The organism is Streptococcus sp. 27098_8_51, assembly GCF_041432205.1.
In the GTDB taxonomy this organism is placed as follows: Bacteria; Bacillota; Bacilli; order Lactobacillales; family Streptococcaceae; genus Streptococcus.
Genome location: NZ_JAPVZE010000003.1, coordinates 166129 through 181292, shown reverse-complemented (window position 1 = coordinate 181292; position 15164 = coordinate 166129). Strand labels below are relative to the sequence as shown.

At 42.9% G+C, this 15164-nt stretch carries 14 protein-coding genes and 1 other RNA gene; 2 read left to right on the top strand and 13 right to left on the bottom strand.

What is annotated here, in order from left to right; translation table 11 throughout:
- Positions 1–93: 93 nt before the first annotated feature.
- The 13 genes from fni to O3622_RS03975 all read right to left on the bottom strand — a co-directional run bounded on the left by fni (position 94) and on the right by O3622_RS03975 (position 12261).
- Positions 94–1095, bottom strand: a complete 1002-nt coding sequence (fni, locus tag O3622_RS04035) for a type 2 isopentenyl-diphosphate Delta-isomerase (RefSeq protein WP_084881479.1) — start codon at positions 1093–1095, stop codon at positions 94–96.
- Complete coding sequence (locus tag O3622_RS04030; protein WP_371607066.1) at positions 1079–2086, bottom strand: phosphomevalonate kinase; 1008 nt, start codon at positions 2084–2086, stop codon at positions 1079–1081. The genes fni and O3622_RS04030 overlap by 17 nt, the downstream gene beginning before the upstream one ends.
- Positions 2073–3026: a diphosphomevalonate decarboxylase gene (gene mvaD, locus O3622_RS04025; protein ID WP_049520861.1), complete on the bottom strand. Its 954-nt coding sequence runs from the start codon at positions 3024–3026 to the stop codon at positions 2073–2075. Before mvaD ends, O3622_RS04030 begins: the two co-directional genes overlap by 14 nt.
- Entirely contained in the window at positions 3008–3886 is an 879-nt protein-coding gene (gene mvk, locus O3622_RS04020; RefSeq protein WP_371607065.1) for a mevalonate kinase, read from the bottom strand. Before mvk ends, mvaD begins: the two co-directional genes overlap by 19 nt.
- A gap of 121 nt (positions 3887–4007) precedes the next feature.
- Entirely contained in the window at positions 4008–4904 is an 897-nt protein-coding gene (locus O3622_RS04015; RefSeq protein ID WP_049489787.1) for an N-acetylmuramoyl-L-alanine amidase family protein, read from the bottom strand.
- A gap of 17 nt (positions 4905–4921) precedes the next feature.
- Entirely contained in the window at positions 4922–5932 is a 1011-nt protein-coding gene (gene cbpJ, locus O3622_RS04010) for a choline-binding protein CbpJ (protein ID WP_371607064.1), read from the bottom strand.
- 100 nt (positions 5933–6032) lie between these two features.
- Positions 6033–6722: a response regulator transcription factor gene (locus O3622_RS04005; protein WP_308697201.1), complete on the bottom strand. Its 690-nt coding sequence runs from the start codon at positions 6720–6722 to the stop codon at positions 6033–6035.
- 11 nt (positions 6723–6733) lie between these two features.
- A complete protein-coding gene (gene gndA, locus O3622_RS04000) occupies positions 6734–8158 on the bottom strand; it encodes an NADP-dependent phosphogluconate dehydrogenase (protein WP_000158772.1) in 1425 nt (474 codons plus the stop codon).
- 75 nt (positions 8159–8233) lie between these two features.
- Positions 8234–9679, bottom strand: a complete 1446-nt coding sequence (locus O3622_RS03995) for a cell division site-positioning protein MapZ family protein (protein ID WP_084945105.1) — start codon at positions 9677–9679, stop codon at positions 8234–8236.
- 12 nt (positions 9680–9691) lie between these two features.
- A complete protein-coding gene (locus O3622_RS03990) occupies positions 9692–10849 on the bottom strand; it encodes a class I SAM-dependent RNA methyltransferase (RefSeq protein ID WP_371607063.1) in 1158 nt (385 codons plus the stop codon).
- Positions 10850–10932: 83 nt separating this feature from the next.
- Positions 10933–11314, bottom strand: an RNA gene (gene rnpB / locus O3622_RS03985) — RNase P RNA component class B.
- 20 nt (positions 11315–11334) lie between these two features.
- Positions 11335–11664 carry a cell division regulator GpsB gene (gene gpsB, locus O3622_RS03980; protein ID WP_000146523.1) on the bottom strand — a complete coding sequence of 110 codons (330 nt, stop codon included), beginning with the start codon at positions 11662–11664 and terminating at the stop codon, positions 11335–11337.
- A 69-nt stretch (positions 11665–11733) separates the two neighbouring features.
- The gene (locus O3622_RS03975) at positions 11734–12261 is read right to left on the bottom strand and encodes a DUF1273 domain-containing protein (RefSeq protein WP_049520856.1); all 528 of its coding nucleotides are present in this window, start codon (positions 12259–12261) and stop codon (positions 11734–11736) included.
- A gap of 66 nt (positions 12262–12327) precedes the next feature.
- Between O3622_RS03975 and recU the strand changes: the two genes are divergently transcribed.
- Together recU and pbp1a are read left to right on the top strand one after the other, a co-directional pair.
- Positions 12328–12924 (top strand): Holliday junction resolvase RecU, encoded by a 597-nt coding sequence (gene recU / locus O3622_RS03970; protein WP_000248756.1) that lies wholly within the window; start codon positions 12328–12330, stop codon positions 12922–12924.
- Entirely contained in the window at positions 12921–15089 is a 2169-nt protein-coding gene (gene pbp1a / locus O3622_RS03965) for a penicillin-binding protein PBP1A (protein ID WP_084880430.1), read from the top strand. Before recU ends, pbp1a begins: the two co-directional genes overlap by 4 nt.
- Positions 15090–15164 lie beyond the last annotated feature (75 nt).

The following is a 15164-nucleotide window of genomic DNA, read 5'->3' as shown; positions in this document are numbered from 1 at the left end:
GGACAGAAATCGCTCCTACAAGCTAGGTTTCATCAACTCACTACAGTTGACAAAAGGCTACAAAAAAAGGGCGGGATTCTTGTCCCGACCTCTCTACATCTGATCTTTTGCTTCTTTTAGTTTGCCATAAAGAATATAGTCTACGCTTTGCAGATCCGCTATGGTGGCACAGTTAAGGGCACACATGATCAAACGCAGATCTTCTTTCCAGCCTTGGACAATGCCAATCACCTCTTCGACGGAGTAGGTTTCAATCAACTCAAGAACGGTACGTGACAGTCCTATAGCCTTGGCACCAAAAACCAAGCACTTAATCATATCCAGCGGATTCCGAACGCCTCCACTGACCAAGAGTTCGACCTTGTCTTTCCAGTCTTGGGCATTGAGGAGGGCTTGCATGGTGGACTGGCCCCATTGATTGAGGTAATCACGCTGGCCACTGCGACGGTTTTCAATGTAAGCAAAGCTGGTACCACCACGACCCGACAGGTCAACCGTTCGAACACCCAGTTCATAGGCTCTCTCGATGGTCTTCACATCCATTCCAAAGCCCACTTCCTTTAAAACGATTGGAACAGGGATTTGCTTGCTATAATCTGCTAGATGCGATTGCCAACTTCGAAACTTTCTTTCTCCCTCGGGCATGAGTAATTCCTGCATGACATTAACATGCACTTGTAAAAGTAAAGGATTCATCTCCGTCACAGTCTGAAGTCCTAACTCAACAGGCTTGTCCAAGCCAATATTAGTACCAAGGAGGAGATTTGGATGGCTAGATTTGACAGAAAAAGAGTCATCTGTTGGATCTTTGAGGGCTGCGCTATAAGAGCCCGTCACAAACAAAATCCCACAGGCTTCTGCCACCTGAGCCAGCTTTTGATTGATTTCTTTACCTTTTTCGCTCCCACCCGTCATGGCATTGATATAAAAAGGAAATTCCCACTTTCGACCTACAAACTCTGTAGACAAATCAATCTCATCCAGGTCATAAAGAGGCAGGGAAGAATGAATCAACTCCACCTCATCAAAGCTATTATAGGAACTTTTCTGCTCAAGGGCATAGCGGATGTGCTCGTCCTTACGATTTGTCGTCATGTCCTATCCTTTCTTGGTATAAGAGCTCAATCCCCAGATCGGCCCAGCGATTTTTCAAGGTTTCAGTTGATTGCTCATTAAAACTCAAGGCAATGCCACAGTCACCACCACCAGCGCCACTACTCTTGGCAACAGCCTGCAAATCTTGACTGGCTTCTTTCAACTGTCTGAGCGAAGGTGTGTAAATATCTGGGCTCAAACCTTCTAAAAGCTGACTGGCTGTTTCCACCTGCTCGATAATTTTTTCTGCATTCCCATGCTCCAGGGCTTCTACCAAAGCAAACACCGTTGCTTTTGAGGAACTTAAAAAATTCTGATTGATGTTTTGCTTGATTTGCTGAACCATTTGACTCGATACGGCTACTTCCTTGGTCCATCCAACTAGGAAAGCACATTCTAGGGCAGGTTGTACGTGTGAGATGGAAAAGCCCCAATCACGCTTCAAAACTGTTGCCAAGCTTTCTTCTTTCAGCCACGTAGCCACCTTCTTTCGATTAAAAGATTGGTAGAGAACCAAATCTTCTGCCACAATACAGGCAAGGTCTCCCATAGAACCATTGTCTCCCCGCTTGAGTAAGACCGCGCTAGCCAGCTTGAACAAGAGTTCCGGATCAACCGTAATATCATACAGAGCCAGCAGGGCCTTGAGCACCAAAACAACGACGCTACCACTAGAACCCAGACCAAACTTTTTGCCTTCGCGTTCCATTTTCCCACGGATTTCCAAGGAAAAAGGTCGCAACGTCTGACCGCGAACAGCAAGGAAGTCTCCCACCAAAGCAATCGTTTCTTGAATCAAGCTGTAGTCAGGTTTTGGCGTCAAGTCCACTGCGAAATCAAACATATCTGAATAGATACGGTAGCTGTCAGAAAAAGCAATCTCAGCCTTCATATAGATGGGGATGGCCTTTATCAAGGCTAACTGCCCTGGCTCTAGAATAGCGTATTCCCCTGCCCAATAGAGTTTCCCGCAAGTTTTAACAGCTATCATCTTGACTCAAATCCTTTGTTTTTGACACAATCAAGCGATAACGTTGACCGAAGATTTCTGACAAATGCTCCAAGTCTTCTTCTTGACAGAGAACCTTGACATTGGGACCGGCATCCATGGTAAAGTAACAGGCTTCACCTTGCTCACGAAGCTGGCGAACAAAGTCCATGGCTTCATAGGAAGCATCCGTTAGATAAGAAAAGGCTGGACTAGCAGTCTTGGTCGTAGCGTGCATGGCTAGGGCATTTTTCTCCGTTAATTCCCCAACCTTTGCAAAATCATTCTCTTTGAGATAAACCAGCATATATTGATAATCTTTCTCAGACTGGCGAACCCAATCACCAAAGGTCGTCGAGGTTTCCACACAGAGTTTCATCCCATCACGGCTAGAGATTGGTTTTTTCTTATCCTCCAGCACCAACATAATCATAGCTAGTTTCAAGTCTGTCTCTACAGGGTAGATTTCCCCACTATCCTTATCCCAAGCACCTAGCGGTCCATAAAAACTGCGAGAGGACGACCCTGAGGCAAACTTAGCCTCCTGCGCCAACTGGCTCCGATTCAGACCAAGCTGGAAATAAGCATTGCAAGCCTTGACCAAGGCGGACAAACCACTAGAACTGGATGACAAGCCAGCCGCAGTCGGCATGTTGTTTTGGGTATCGATACGGACAAATCCCTCACCTTCTGGACGGTAACGGTTGATGATTTTGCTCATCTTGGCATGCTCAGCCTCACTCTGAAGCTGACCATTGATATAAAAGGCATCAGCCGTCGCATGGGCTGGCAGAGGCGACAAGGTCGTCTCTGTATACATGTTTTCCAAAGTCAAAGAGATACTGCTAGTAGCAGGCACCATCTCTTTCTCTTTTTTCTTTCCCCAATATTTGATAATGGCAATATTTGCGTAGGAACGTACTGTTACAGGCTTTCGATCCATGTCTGAACAGCTCCTTTCTCTTCTAATCGTTTTGCTAGTTCTTGCGCTTGGTCCAGATTGGCTACCAAGGCGATAATACAGCCCCCAAGTCCACCACCACTCATCTTGGCACCTAGAGCACCATGGCTCAGAGCCGTTTCAACGAGGGAGTCTGCCTCAGGGCTACTAACACCAATTTCTTTTAAATGTAAATGCGCTTGACTGAGGATTTGTCCCAGTCCCTCAGCATCTTTTCTTCTAATCGCATCTTCTGCCTGCTGGGTCAATTCTCCCAAGGCATGCAAAAATGGTAGGGCATCCTTCCCCTTGCTTTGAACCACTTGGATAGCTTCACGAGTGTGACCATACACGCCCGTATCAGCAATCACCAAATAGGCAGATAGGTTCATCTCAAGTTCTGTAAAACCAACATTCTTGATAAAGCGAATGGGCTGGTCACTGAGACAGGTCTTGGCATCCAAACCGCTTGGATTCATATGGGCAATCATCTCAGCCCGATTGACCAAGATTTCTAGTACATCATGAGGCAGGTCGGCTTGATAGTAGTCAAAAACAGCTCGAATGGCTGCTATGCTGATAGCCGCTGACGAACCCATCCCTCGTTTTTCAGGGATAGCCGAGTCAATCACACAGCGAATGCAAGCATCCTTGATATTTAGATGCTCAAGCGAGGCATACACCGCCATAGACAAGGTATCCTCCTCATAGAGGCGCCAAGGACTCGCTGCAGGAACTACCTTACAAGTCACCTCCACCTCCAAAAGAGGCAGGGAGATAGCAGGATAACCGTAAACGACCGCATGCTCTCCTATTAAAATAATCTTACTATGTGCCTGACCGACACCAACTTTTTTTGTCATTTTTTCCTTTTGCTAGACGAAAAAGCCGTCTCATTTTTCATACAAGTATTTATTCTTTCCTATCTATTTTATTATATTTTCACAAAAAAAGCGATTGTTTCCTTCACAATCGCCTCTTTCCTTATTGAACCCATTCGCCATTATAGTTGACGTAGTAGCCATCTACGGTAGTATTCACCGCCAAAGCACCTGAGCTATAAGCATAGTACCATTTACCATTGACCTGGAACCAGCCTGTCTTCATATCTCCATTACTTGCATGTAGATAATACCAAGTCGAACCTTCTTGATACCAACCAGTCGCCATTGCTCCTGATGAACGGAGATAGTACCATTTATTACCAAGATGTTGCCAACCTGTTTGCATGATGCCAGTTGTTGGATCTAAGTAGTACCATGGAGCAGGTTTGCTTCTATCAATGCCAAAAGTAACATGGAAATCTTGAGTCCAACCCTTAGCAACTTCACCAATTGGTAGTGGATTGTAAGAATCATCGCCAGAAATTCCTAGCTTATTTAAATAATACCAATTGCCGTCTTCATAAGTCCAGCCAGTCTTTACAGCATAATTATTATCAAAATAATAAGTTCTCTTTTCAGCAGATGGAGTATATTGTTCACCGTATACTTTTCCTGTATTTTCAGACGTTTTTGCCTCTAGTACTTGTTTATCTGTTTGTTCTAGCAAAGCACCATCTTGTCCAAAATAGTACCACTTCTGTTGAAGGCCAATTTCTAAGACTGGACGATTATTAAATAAATTATCACGATAACCTGTTCCATGAATTTCTACGTATTGCCAACCGACAACCATCTCTCCTCTATCACCAAAATAGTAAGTTTTACCGTCTATTTTATGCCAATAGATTGCTTTATGATCATCTTTTACATAATATTTTCTATTATCCTTATCAACAAATTGGCCACCTGTGGTATCCGCAAATACAGTATTTGTAGCTAGCAAACCAAAGAAAAATGTTGCTAGTGCGACTTGCATCATTTTTTTCAAAAGCTTCATTTGTATCTCCTCCAAGATTAAATCCACTCACCAGATGAACCAAAGTTATAAACTTTACCATCGATAGTTTGGCTACCTGTAACCATTGCTCCATTTGAATTGAGATAATACCAGTTTCCATTTACTTTGGTCCAACCTGTCTTCATATCTCCATTACTTGCATTTAGGTAGTACCAAGTTGAACCGTCTTTCACCCAACCAGTTGCCATAGCTCCTGATGAACGGAGATAGTACCACTTGTTACCAAGATATTGCCAGCCTGTTTTCATATCGCCATTTTCAGCATCTAAATAGTACCAAGTTGAGCCTTCCTGATACCAGCCAGTTGTCATAGCTCCTGATGAACGGAGGTAGTACCACTTATTGCCAATTTGCTTCCAACCAGTTTGCATAATGCCAGTTGTTGCATCGAGATAATACCAAGTTGAATCATCGTTTATCCAATCTGCACGTCTTTCACCACCAATATAGTTTTCTCCATTAATTTCCGTTTTAGCTAGATAATACCAATTAGACTGGTCATAAAGCCAACCTGTCTCTAAAGAATGATTTTGATTAAAGTAATAGTTCGTGTAAAAACTCTTCTCTTCTTTATCTTCCGGATTTGTACGTTTTTCCCCATACTTTCTTCCAACACTGTCTTTAGTTTTAATCTCTAATGCTTTCCAACCAACAAACTCTTGTAGCACTCCATTTTTATCGAAGTAGTACCACTCTGACTTTGGAAAACCTTCTAATCTGATACCATTTGGGTAAGGACCAATTGTACTACCTTTAGATGGAAACGGTATATATTGCCAGCCGACAACCATCTCTCCAGATAAAGGATCAAAATAATAGTATTTTCCATCAATCACTCGCCAGTAGGTTTCTTTGAGGTTCCCCTTCTTGTAGTAGGTTCTACCATTTTCTTGGACAAATTGCCAGCCTTCCGAATCAGCATCATCCGCAAAGACGGTGCTTGTAGCTAGCAAAGCAAAGAAAGAAACTGTCAGAACAACTTGCATCATTATTTTAAATTTTTTCATTAGATCTTTCCTCCATAACTGATTGTAGCAAAGACTTTATTGTATGTCAATATATAGAAACTTCTCAAAAAAAAGCAGTTACATAACTGCAACTGCTTTTCTATTCTTGCATGGTGTAACCAACACCACGCACGGTTTTAATGTAGCTTTTTTGACCTTTTACATCAAGCTTGCTACGTAGATAACGGATATAAACATCCACGATATTGGTCTCTGTCGCACTTTCGTACTTCCAAACACTTTCCAATAACTGCTCACGAGTCAAGACCTTCTTGCTTCCCATGAGAGTAGCCAGAAGGTCATACTCGCGGCGCGTCAGAGCAATCAACTCCTCGCCACGATAAACGGTATGATGTTCTACATCCATACGTAGGTTGCGGTATGACGTTGGAACCTTCATCTGACTACAGTGTTGGTCAATGAAGTCCCGACCTCGGAAAATCGCTGAAATACGAGCTACTAGATTATCAATAATCACTGGCTTATAGATGTAAGAAACGGCGAAGCGCTGGATTGTCTCAATCTGGTCTTGCAATTCTTCGCGATGGTCCAAGACCATGATCACTGAGGCAGGTTTTGTCCGACTCAGCCTCTCTGCAAAATCCTGGGCCGTCATATCCCCCAGACGAGCATTCAGTAAAATCAAGTCATAATCTGTCTGGAGAGCCATGGAGAGGGCTTTTTGTCCCTCCTCGACCAGATCAACACGGTATTGCTCTTTTTGGAGTTCCAGACTGAGAAAATGAGCGAGATTTCGTTCTTTCTCAAGTAATAAAATCCGTTTCCCCATGGCAGACCTACTTATTTTTCGTCATACCAAGAGTAGTGGAATGTTCCTTCTTTGTCTTTACGTTGGTAAGTATGGGCACCAAAGTAGTCACGTTGTGCTTGGATTAAGTTAGCTGGAAGGTCAGCTGAACGGTAGCTATCAAAGTAAGTAATAGCTGCTGAGAAGGTTGGCACTGGTACACCTGCTTGTACAGCAAGAGCTACGATATCACGCACTGCTTGTTGGTACTTGGCAGTGACATCCAAGAAGTATTCATCCAAGAGAAGGTTTGCAAGATCAGCATCGCGGTTGTAGGCATCTGTGATCTTTTGCAAGAAACGAGAACGGATGATACAGCCGTCACGCCAGATAGATGCGATGTCCGCAAATGGCAAGTTCCAGTTGTTTTCTTTAGAAGCTACACGCAATTGGGCAAAACCTTGTGCGTATGAGATGATTTTTGAGAAGTAAAGAGCTTGACGAATCTTTTCGATCAACTCAGCCTTGTCACCTTCAAATTTGAAGGCAGCTGGTTTTGGAAGGACCTTGCTAGCATGTACACGCTCTTCTTTGTATGTAGAGATGTAACGTGCAAATACTGACTCCGTAATCAGTGACAATGGTACACCAAGGTCAAGAGCTGATTGACTAGTCCATTTACCAGTTCCTTTGTTTCCTGCAGCATCCAGGATGTAGTCTACGATTGGTCCATCTTGACCTTCATCATCTTTACGGCTCAAGATATCAGCTGTGATTTCAATCAAGTAGCTGTCCAATTCACCCTTGTTCCACTCAGTAAAGATTTCAGCCATGTCTTCTGCAGAAAGGCCAAGCAAGTGTTGCATGAGGTCGTAGCTTTCTGCAATCAATTGCATATCACCATACTCGATACCGTTGTGGACCATTTTCACATAGTGACCAGCTCCATCAGGACCGATGTAAGTCACACATGGTTTGCCATCTTCTGGTGCTTTAGCTGAAATTTCTTCGAGAACATCAGCAACCAATTCGTAGGCTTCTTTTTGTCCACCAGGCATGATAGAAGGACCTTCAAGGGCACCTTTTTCACCACCAGAAACTCCAGTACCGATAAAGTTGATACCTGAGTTTGCCAATTCTTCATTACGACGGATGGTATCTTTGTAGAAAGTGTTTCCTCCGTCAATCAAGATATCACCCTTGTCAAGGTGGGGAAGAAGAGCTTGGATAGTTGCGTCTGTACCAGGTCCAGCTTGAACCATCAGCATGATACGACGAGGTTTTTCGATTGAGTTTACAAAGCTTTCCACATCATAGCTTGGCACAAAGTTCTTTTCAGGATGGCAAGCAATTACATCTTCTGTTTTTTCTTTACTACGGTTGTAAATGGCAACTGTATAACCACGAGATTCGATATTTAGGGCAAGGTTACGACCCATTACGGCCATACCAACGACACCAAAGTTAGCTTTTGTCATGTGACACTCCTCTTGTTTAATATGTTTTATTTTATCATTTTTACCTATGAAAGGAAAGAATTTTGTAACGGAGTCTTAGTAGTCCAAGTCATCTGCATGACCAGAACCATTTCCTACAAAGTAACCTGTCTTACAGTTGAGAGTGAAGAGATAGGTTCCATCTGGTTTATAGAGGTTGTAATAACCATTTCCGTTTACGATATTGACACGTTCTAGGATATATTGATTTCCAGTGATATAGCCACGAGCACGTGATGTTGCTAGGACTTGTTCCAATACACCATCCGCAAAGGTCCAAGCAGGGTTGTTGCTATCATCTACAGCTGATTGGTTGTAAGGTACACGACTAGCACTTCTTTGAAGATTAACCCCATCGCCAGACAAACCACCATTTGTATCTCTAGCTGGTGCCGTGGTGCTTGTTGAAGGGGTCGTACTGCTTGCATTACTTTCTGTAGCTGAACTTGAGCTTGCTTGACTCGTGCTAGAGCTCGAACTTGAGCTGGAAGCACTGGTTTGTTGACTCTTACCAAGACTAATGGCCTTATCCAAGAGTTTGTCTAGTTCTGTGTTGCCTGTCTTAATTTCTGTAAATTTAGCATCCGCTTTGGCTTTCGCATTGGTATCCAAGACACCGTCCGTAATAGCTGGGCTTTCAAAGAGGGCATTAACATCTTGAATGGCCTTGATTTGAGTTGCTAGGCTATCATATCTTGACTTAGCTAGTGTATAATCACGGCTACCTTCTAACTTATCTAGCAAGGTTTTCAGTTGGCTCAATTTATCAAACTGGCTGTTTTTCAGAGCAGTCTTATTAGCATCTGTATAGAAAGTATCATAGAAATCATTGAAGTCTTTCAAAGCTGTTTGTGTCCCTTGATCATCCGAAGAGGCTGCTTGAGAAGACTGGATTTCTTGGTTTGAACGAGATACTTGGCGGTAGACATAATATGTTCCAGCAAGCACAAGGATTGCAGCTACTACAGAAGCAATGATGATGACACCTTTCTTCTTAGAGCCTGTTTCAGGTTCTGTTTGAGCCGAACGTGATAGAGGTGTATAGGTCTCCTCTTCTCGTTCCTCATTTATTTCCTTGGGCTCTGTTTCTGTTAAAACGAGAGGCTCTATTTCAGCACTTTCTTCATCTTGAAGGGGTGGAACAAACTGAGTAGTCTCTTCATTTTCTATCTCTTCAATAGATTCCTCAGCAACCATGTCTGAATCGTCTACCTGATCAGAAGATTCACTTGATTCACGAACTTCTTGGATCATTTCCTCTAGGTTTTGAGTAGAAGCCAGTTCTTCTTTTTTAAACTGACGAGTTTCAAACTTGTCAGCTTCAATCTCTTCACGGTGTTGTTTGATGTATTTGTCTAAGATACTGTCCTCAGGCAATACTCCAGCCTCCACCTCTTCATTCTTACGAATGACTTGACCAACAGTCAAGTCTTTTGCTTCGTCAAAGTCGAATTGTGGTTCTTGATGTCCTTTTTTATGACGATCACGTCTTTTCTTACTCATGAGTTCACCTTTCTATTTTACCTCTTGGCGTTTGACACGCTGACCAAAGTATTGATACAAATCCACTTTTAAGGTCCCGTTATAGAGTTTTCGCTTTTTATCAGCTGGACTTCCGTACTTGCTTTCAAAAGCTTCGTCACTCGTCAGGATAAACTTACTCCACGTTTTCAGTGGTGCAAAGACTTGTCCCATCTCAGCATAGAGCTTGGTAACTCCTGCATCATCAGACAAACGTTCCCCATATGGTGGATTGGAAATGATAACGCCATTAATCTTGTCAATGCGCAAGTCCTGTACTCGCATTTGCTTAAAGGTGATATCACCTGCGACGCCTGCTGCTTGGGCATTTGCCTTGGCAATCTCCACCATGCGAGCATCAATATCACAGCCCATAATGTCCAGCTCAAGTTCACGATCAATTTTCTTAGCCGCCTCTGTGCGAACTTCTTGGATTAACCGATCGCTGACCCAGTTCCATTCTTCAAAAGCAAAGGAACGGCGAAGTCCTGGAGCCATCTTTCTAGCAATCATAGCCGCCTCGATACAGAAAGTTCCTGAACCACAGGTCGGATCAATCAAGGGCTTGTCTGGATACCAATTAGATAGTTGTAAAATGGCCGCTGCCATATTTTCCTTGATCGGCGCCCCACCCTTTTCCGTACGATATCCTCGTTTAAAAAGGCTAGAACCTGTCGTGTCAATCATGACAGTTGCCACATCTTTCAGGATAGATACCTCAATCTTAAACTCGGGACCCGTTTCCATCAAGGGAACTCCTTCTGGACGGGCATAGTGTTTTTGTAATTTCTTCACAACAGCCTTCTTAGAAATAGCCTGAACACTGGGCTCGTTGTGGAGTTTAGACTTCACACATTTTGCCTTTGATATCGGGAAGCGTGCTCCTAGCGGGAGATAGTTTTCCCAATCTAGAGCAAAAACACCTTGAAAAAGCTCTTCAAAAGTCTTAGCAGGAAAACTTCCGACTACAATCTTGATGCGATCCGCTGCACGAAGCCAAAGATTGGTCTCGATGATTGCCTTCACATCTCCTTGAAAGCGGACACGCCCATTTTCAACCTGGCAATCATAACCAAGGTCTCGCACCTCACGTCCAACGACAGCCTCGAGACCCGCCGCAGCAGTTGCGATTAAATTAAATTGTTCTTTCATTTCTAGTCTTGCAAGACCTTTCTCTTGTTCACTTTAAAAAATGAGGTTGAGAAAGATTTCTCAGCCCCAACCTATATGCAATTTTCTATAAGCCATGTTTTGTTCCAGAAGTGACTAGGACCACTTCCTTCGATAATCATCTGTCTACCGCTAACAGCATAAATCTGATAGCAGTCAGAGTACTACGTTCGTTTCCGTGCACTCCATGCCCCGACCAAAATTTGGGTTGCTAGCTTGAGGGGTTTACCGCGTTCCACTCTCTCTGTTTCCAGAAAGACTCCGTCACTGTGGCACTTTCAAGCCTATTCTGACCTATCCGAAGACTTAGCCATTTCGACTGCCGTAACGATTTCTCGTCCCTAGGCTTATGGATTCGCCTAGCACAAACACTACAGGCATCACAGCCTGTGCTAGCATGGACTTTCCTCATGAAAAGAGAATCTCTTCACGCGATTATCCAAAAATTGCACTCATTCCTTAGTCAATTATAAATCTTGGTTGTCTAAGATTTGCTTACCAAATACTTCTTTTTCGAGACGATTTAAGCGTTTCAAAATATCAAAGTTTGTCATTGAAGTAGAAGCCGTTACTTCAATAGAGTCTGGTTGAGTTGGAGCTACCTGTGGTTTATGAGATAATTCTTCCTTCAAATCAGCAATCTCTTGACGAAGGGATTTGACCAAAGCTGCGTAGGTTTCATAATCCTTAATCACATCGTCTAGGAATTCATCTACCTCTGCTTTGCTGTATCCACGTACTTCACGTCCAAATTCTTGTTCAAAAATATCTTTCGCTGAAAATATAATACTTGCCATGTCTCTCTCCATTCTGGGTTACTAGTATTATTATATAAAAAAAGACAAGTAAAAATCAAGGTCAAAGGCTTACTTTTCAGAAAAATTTTCTACTATTTCATTCAAGTCCTCAAATGTTAATCTTCTTGTAACATAGTCCGCTTGATTTTTCATCATTTGGTAAAAATATCGTAACTTGGTTTCCTTTTCTTCGTCGTAAAAAAGATAGCAAGTATCTGTATTCTCCAGCAGAAATTTCTGATAATCACGCAGTTGCCCCTTGTGCTCATATTGTGGATAGGCATATTTGACAAAGTCAACCTGCTTGAACTCACTCAATTTCGCTTGATTTGCTTCATTCCAATTACTGCCATGGGTTTCAAAATCAAAAATGGTCGCCAGCTGAAATCCATAGTCTGCTTTCATGTCTTTCGCCACCTGAAGCGCCCAGTACTCAAAGCCCAAGGTCCCTGTAAAGACAAGCCAGTTCACCCCATCCTCTGCTAGACGTTCCAGGTCTCTCCGAATGGCTGTTTTGATAATATCAACGCGAATATCCTTGTCATTAAAGAGACCAAGGTCGAAGGCTGAATAGCCTAAAATCAAGGCTGATGTCATTTTTAACCCTTTCTTTGTAAATTTATGATATAATAGAGTGATGTTATTGTACCAATAAGGAGAATTATGGTCAACTATCCACATAAAATTTCATCTCAAAAGAGGCAAGCACCCCTGTCACAAACTAAAAATTTCGCAAATCGGGGAATGTCTTTTGAAAAGATGATCAATGCTACGAACGACTACTATTTGTCGCATGGGTTAGCTGTTATTCATAAGAAACCGACTCCCATCCAAATCGTACGTGTCGACTATCCCCAACGAAGTCGTGCCAAGATCGTTGAAGCCTACTTTAGACAAGCCTCAACTACTGACTATTCAGGGGTTTATGATGGATACTACATCGACTTTGAAGCAAAGGAAACCAGGCAAAAACATGCGATACCGATGAAGAATTTTCATCTCCATCAGATCCAGCATATGGAACAAGTCCTTGCCCAGCAAGGAATCTGCTTTGTACTCCTTCACTTTTCTTCTCAGCAAGAAACCTACTTATTGCCGGCTATTGACCTCATCCGTTTCTATCATCAAGATAAGGGACAGAAGTCAATGCCACTTGGATATATTCGAGAAAATGGATATAGGATTGAGCCTGGTGCCTTTCCTCAAATTCCCTACCTCGACATTATCAAAGAACATTTACTAGGTGGTAAAACAAGATGAACAAACAAACTTTTCTGCGAATAGCTAAGTATGTCAGTATCAGTCTCTTAACTGTATTTATCGCAGCTGTAATGCTTGGTGGAGGTCTCTTCCTCTACTATGTTAGCAAGGCTCCCGAACTTTCTGAAAGTAAACTAGTTGCTACAACGTCAAGTAAGATCTATGATAGCAATGACGAGCTTATCGCTGATCTTGGATCGGAACGTCGGGTCAATGCCCAAGCAAACGAAATACCGACCGATTTGGTCAACGCTATTGTTTCGATTGAGGACCATCGCTTCTTTAATCACCGAGGAATCGACACGATCCGTATCCTAGGTGCTACCCTCCGAAACCTTCGTGGTGGTGGAGGTCTGCAAGGAGCTTCCACCTTGACACAGCAGTTGATTAAATTAACTTACTTCTCTACGTCAACTTCTGATCAGACTCTTTCTCGTAAGGCCCAGGAAGCTTGGTTAGCTGTTCAGCTAGAACAAAAAGCGACTAAACAAGAGATCTTGACCTACTACATCAACAAGGTTTACATGTCAAACGGTAACTACGGAATGCAGACAGCTGCCCAAAGTTACTATGGCAAGGATCTCAAAGATTTAAGTATTCCTCAACTGGCTCTCCTTGCTGGTATGCCTCAGGCTCCAAACCAGTATGATCCATACTCGCATCCAGAAGCTGCTCAAGAACGTCGTAATCTCGTCCTCTCTGAGATGAAGGGGCAAGGTTACATTTCAGCTGAGCAATATGAAAAAGCGATTAATACTCCGATTACAGATGGACTTCAAAGTCTAAAATCGGCTAATAGTTATCCTCCATACATGGACAACTATCTCAAAGAGGTAATCGATCAAGTCGAACAAGAAACAGGCTACAACCTCTTAACGACTGGTATGGATGTCTACACCAACGTTGATCCTAAAGTTCAACAACATCTCTGGGATATCTACAATACCGACGAGTATGTCAACTATCCAGATGATGAAATGCAAGTAGCTTCAACGATTGTGGATGTGACAAATGGGAAAGTCATTGCTCAGTTAGGTTCTCGTCACCAATCAAGCAATGTCTCCTTCGGAATCAACCAAGCTGTTGAAACCAACCGTGACTGGGGTTCTACCATGAAGCCAATCACAGACTATGCTCCTGCCTTGGAGTATGACATCTACGACTCAACTGCTTCGATTGTACATGATGTTCCTTACAACTATCCTGGAACAGATACCCCTGTTTACAACTGGGATAGAAGTTATTTTGGAAATATTACCATCCAATATGCGCTCCAACAATCACGGAACGTTACAGCTGTAGAAACCTTGAACAAAGTCGGTTTGGATAGAGCCAAGACCTTCCTAAATGGAATCGGCATTGACTATCCAGATATGCACTATGCCAACGCGATTTCAAGTAATACGACTGAGTCAAACAAAAAGTATGGAGCAAGTAGTGAGAAAATGGCTGCTGCTTACGCTGCTTTTGCTAACGGTGGTATCTACCATAAACCAATGTATATCAACAAAATCGTCTTTAGCGATGGTAGCTCAAAAGAATACGCTGATCCTGGTACTCGTGCCATGAAAGAGACGACCGCCTATATGATGACAGAAATGATGAAGACTGTCTTGGCATACGGAACTGGTCGTGGTGCTTATCTCCCTTGGCTACCTCAAGCTGGTAAGACTGGTACATCAAACTATACAGATGATGAAATTGAAAACTACATCAAAAATACTGGTTATGTAGCTCCAGACGAAATGTTTGTTGGTTATACTCGCAAATATTCAATGGCTGTGTGGACAGGTTACTCAAACCGCCTTACTCCTATCGTTGGTGATGGCTTCTATGTTGCAGCTAAGGTTTACCGTTCGATGATGACTTATCTGTCTGAGGATAACAACCCTGGCGACTGGACTATGCCAGAAGGCCTCTATCGAAGTGGTGAGTTCGTCTTTAAAAACGGTGCTCGTTCTGCATGGACTGCTCCTGCTCCGCAACAGGCCCCAACACCAGAAAGTTCGAGCTCGACATCAGAAAGTTCAACTTCACAGTCAAGCTCATCTACTCCAAGCACGAATAATAGTGCAAACAATAATACCAATAACCAGCAACCAAATACAACGCCTGGTCAACAAAACCAGAACCAAAATCAGAATCCTCAACCAGCACAACCATAACATTTATCATCCAGAGTTTTCTGGGTGATTTTTTCATAGCACTATTGCATTTATGTGCTTAACAAAAGCCTGAGA

Bases quoted from the DNA above. Each gene is read 5' to 3' on its own strand.
- O3622_RS03995 (WP_084945105.1), bottom strand. From the start codon at position 9,679: ATGAGTAAGAAAAGACGTGATCGTCATAAAAAAGGACATCAAGAACCA.
- O3622_RS03990 (WP_371607063.1), bottom strand. From the start codon at position 10,849: ATGAAAGAACAATTTAATTTAATCGCAACTGCTGCGGCGGGTCTCGAG.
- pbp1a (WP_084880430.1), top strand. From the start codon at position 12,921: ATGAACAAACAAACTTTTCTGCGAATAGCTAAGTATGTCAGTATCAGT.
- fni (WP_084881479.1), bottom strand. From the start codon at position 1,095: ATGACGACAAATCGTAAGGACGAGCACATCCGCTATGCCCTTGAGCAG.
- gndA (WP_000158772.1), bottom strand. From the start codon at position 8,158: ATGACAAAAGCTAACTTTGGTGTCGTTGGTATGGCCGTAATGGGTCGT.
- O3622_RS04005 (WP_308697201.1), bottom strand. From the start codon at position 6,722: ATGGGGAAACGGATTTTATTACTTGAGAAAGAACGAAATCTCGCTCAT.
- mvaD (WP_049520861.1), bottom strand. From the start codon at position 3,026: ATGGATCGAAAGCCTGTAACAGTACGTTCCTACGCAAATATTGCCATT.
- O3622_RS03975 (WP_049520856.1), bottom strand. From the start codon at position 12,261: ATGACATCAGCCTTGATTTTAGGCTATTCAGCCTTCGACCTTGGTCTC.
- cbpJ (WP_371607064.1), bottom strand. From the start codon at position 5,932: ATGAAAAAATTTAAAATAATGATGCAAGTTGTTCTGACAGTTTCTTTC.
- O3622_RS04030 (WP_371607066.1), bottom strand. From the start codon at position 2,086: ATGATAGCTGTTAAAACTTGCGGGAAACTCTATTGGGCAGGGGAATAC.
- gpsB (WP_000146523.1), bottom strand. From the start codon at position 11,664: ATGGCAAGTATTATATTTTCAGCGAAAGATATTTTTGAACAAGAATTT.
- O3622_RS04015 (WP_049489787.1), bottom strand. From the start codon at position 4,904: ATGAAGCTTTTGAAAAAAATGATGCAAGTCGCACTAGCAACATTTTTC.
- mvk (WP_371607065.1), bottom strand. From the start codon at position 3,886: ATGACAAAAAAAGTTGGTGTCGGTCAGGCACATAGTAAGATTATTTTA.
- recU (WP_000248756.1), top strand. From the start codon at position 12,328: ATGGTCAACTATCCACATAAAATTTCATCTCAAAAGAGGCAAGCACCC.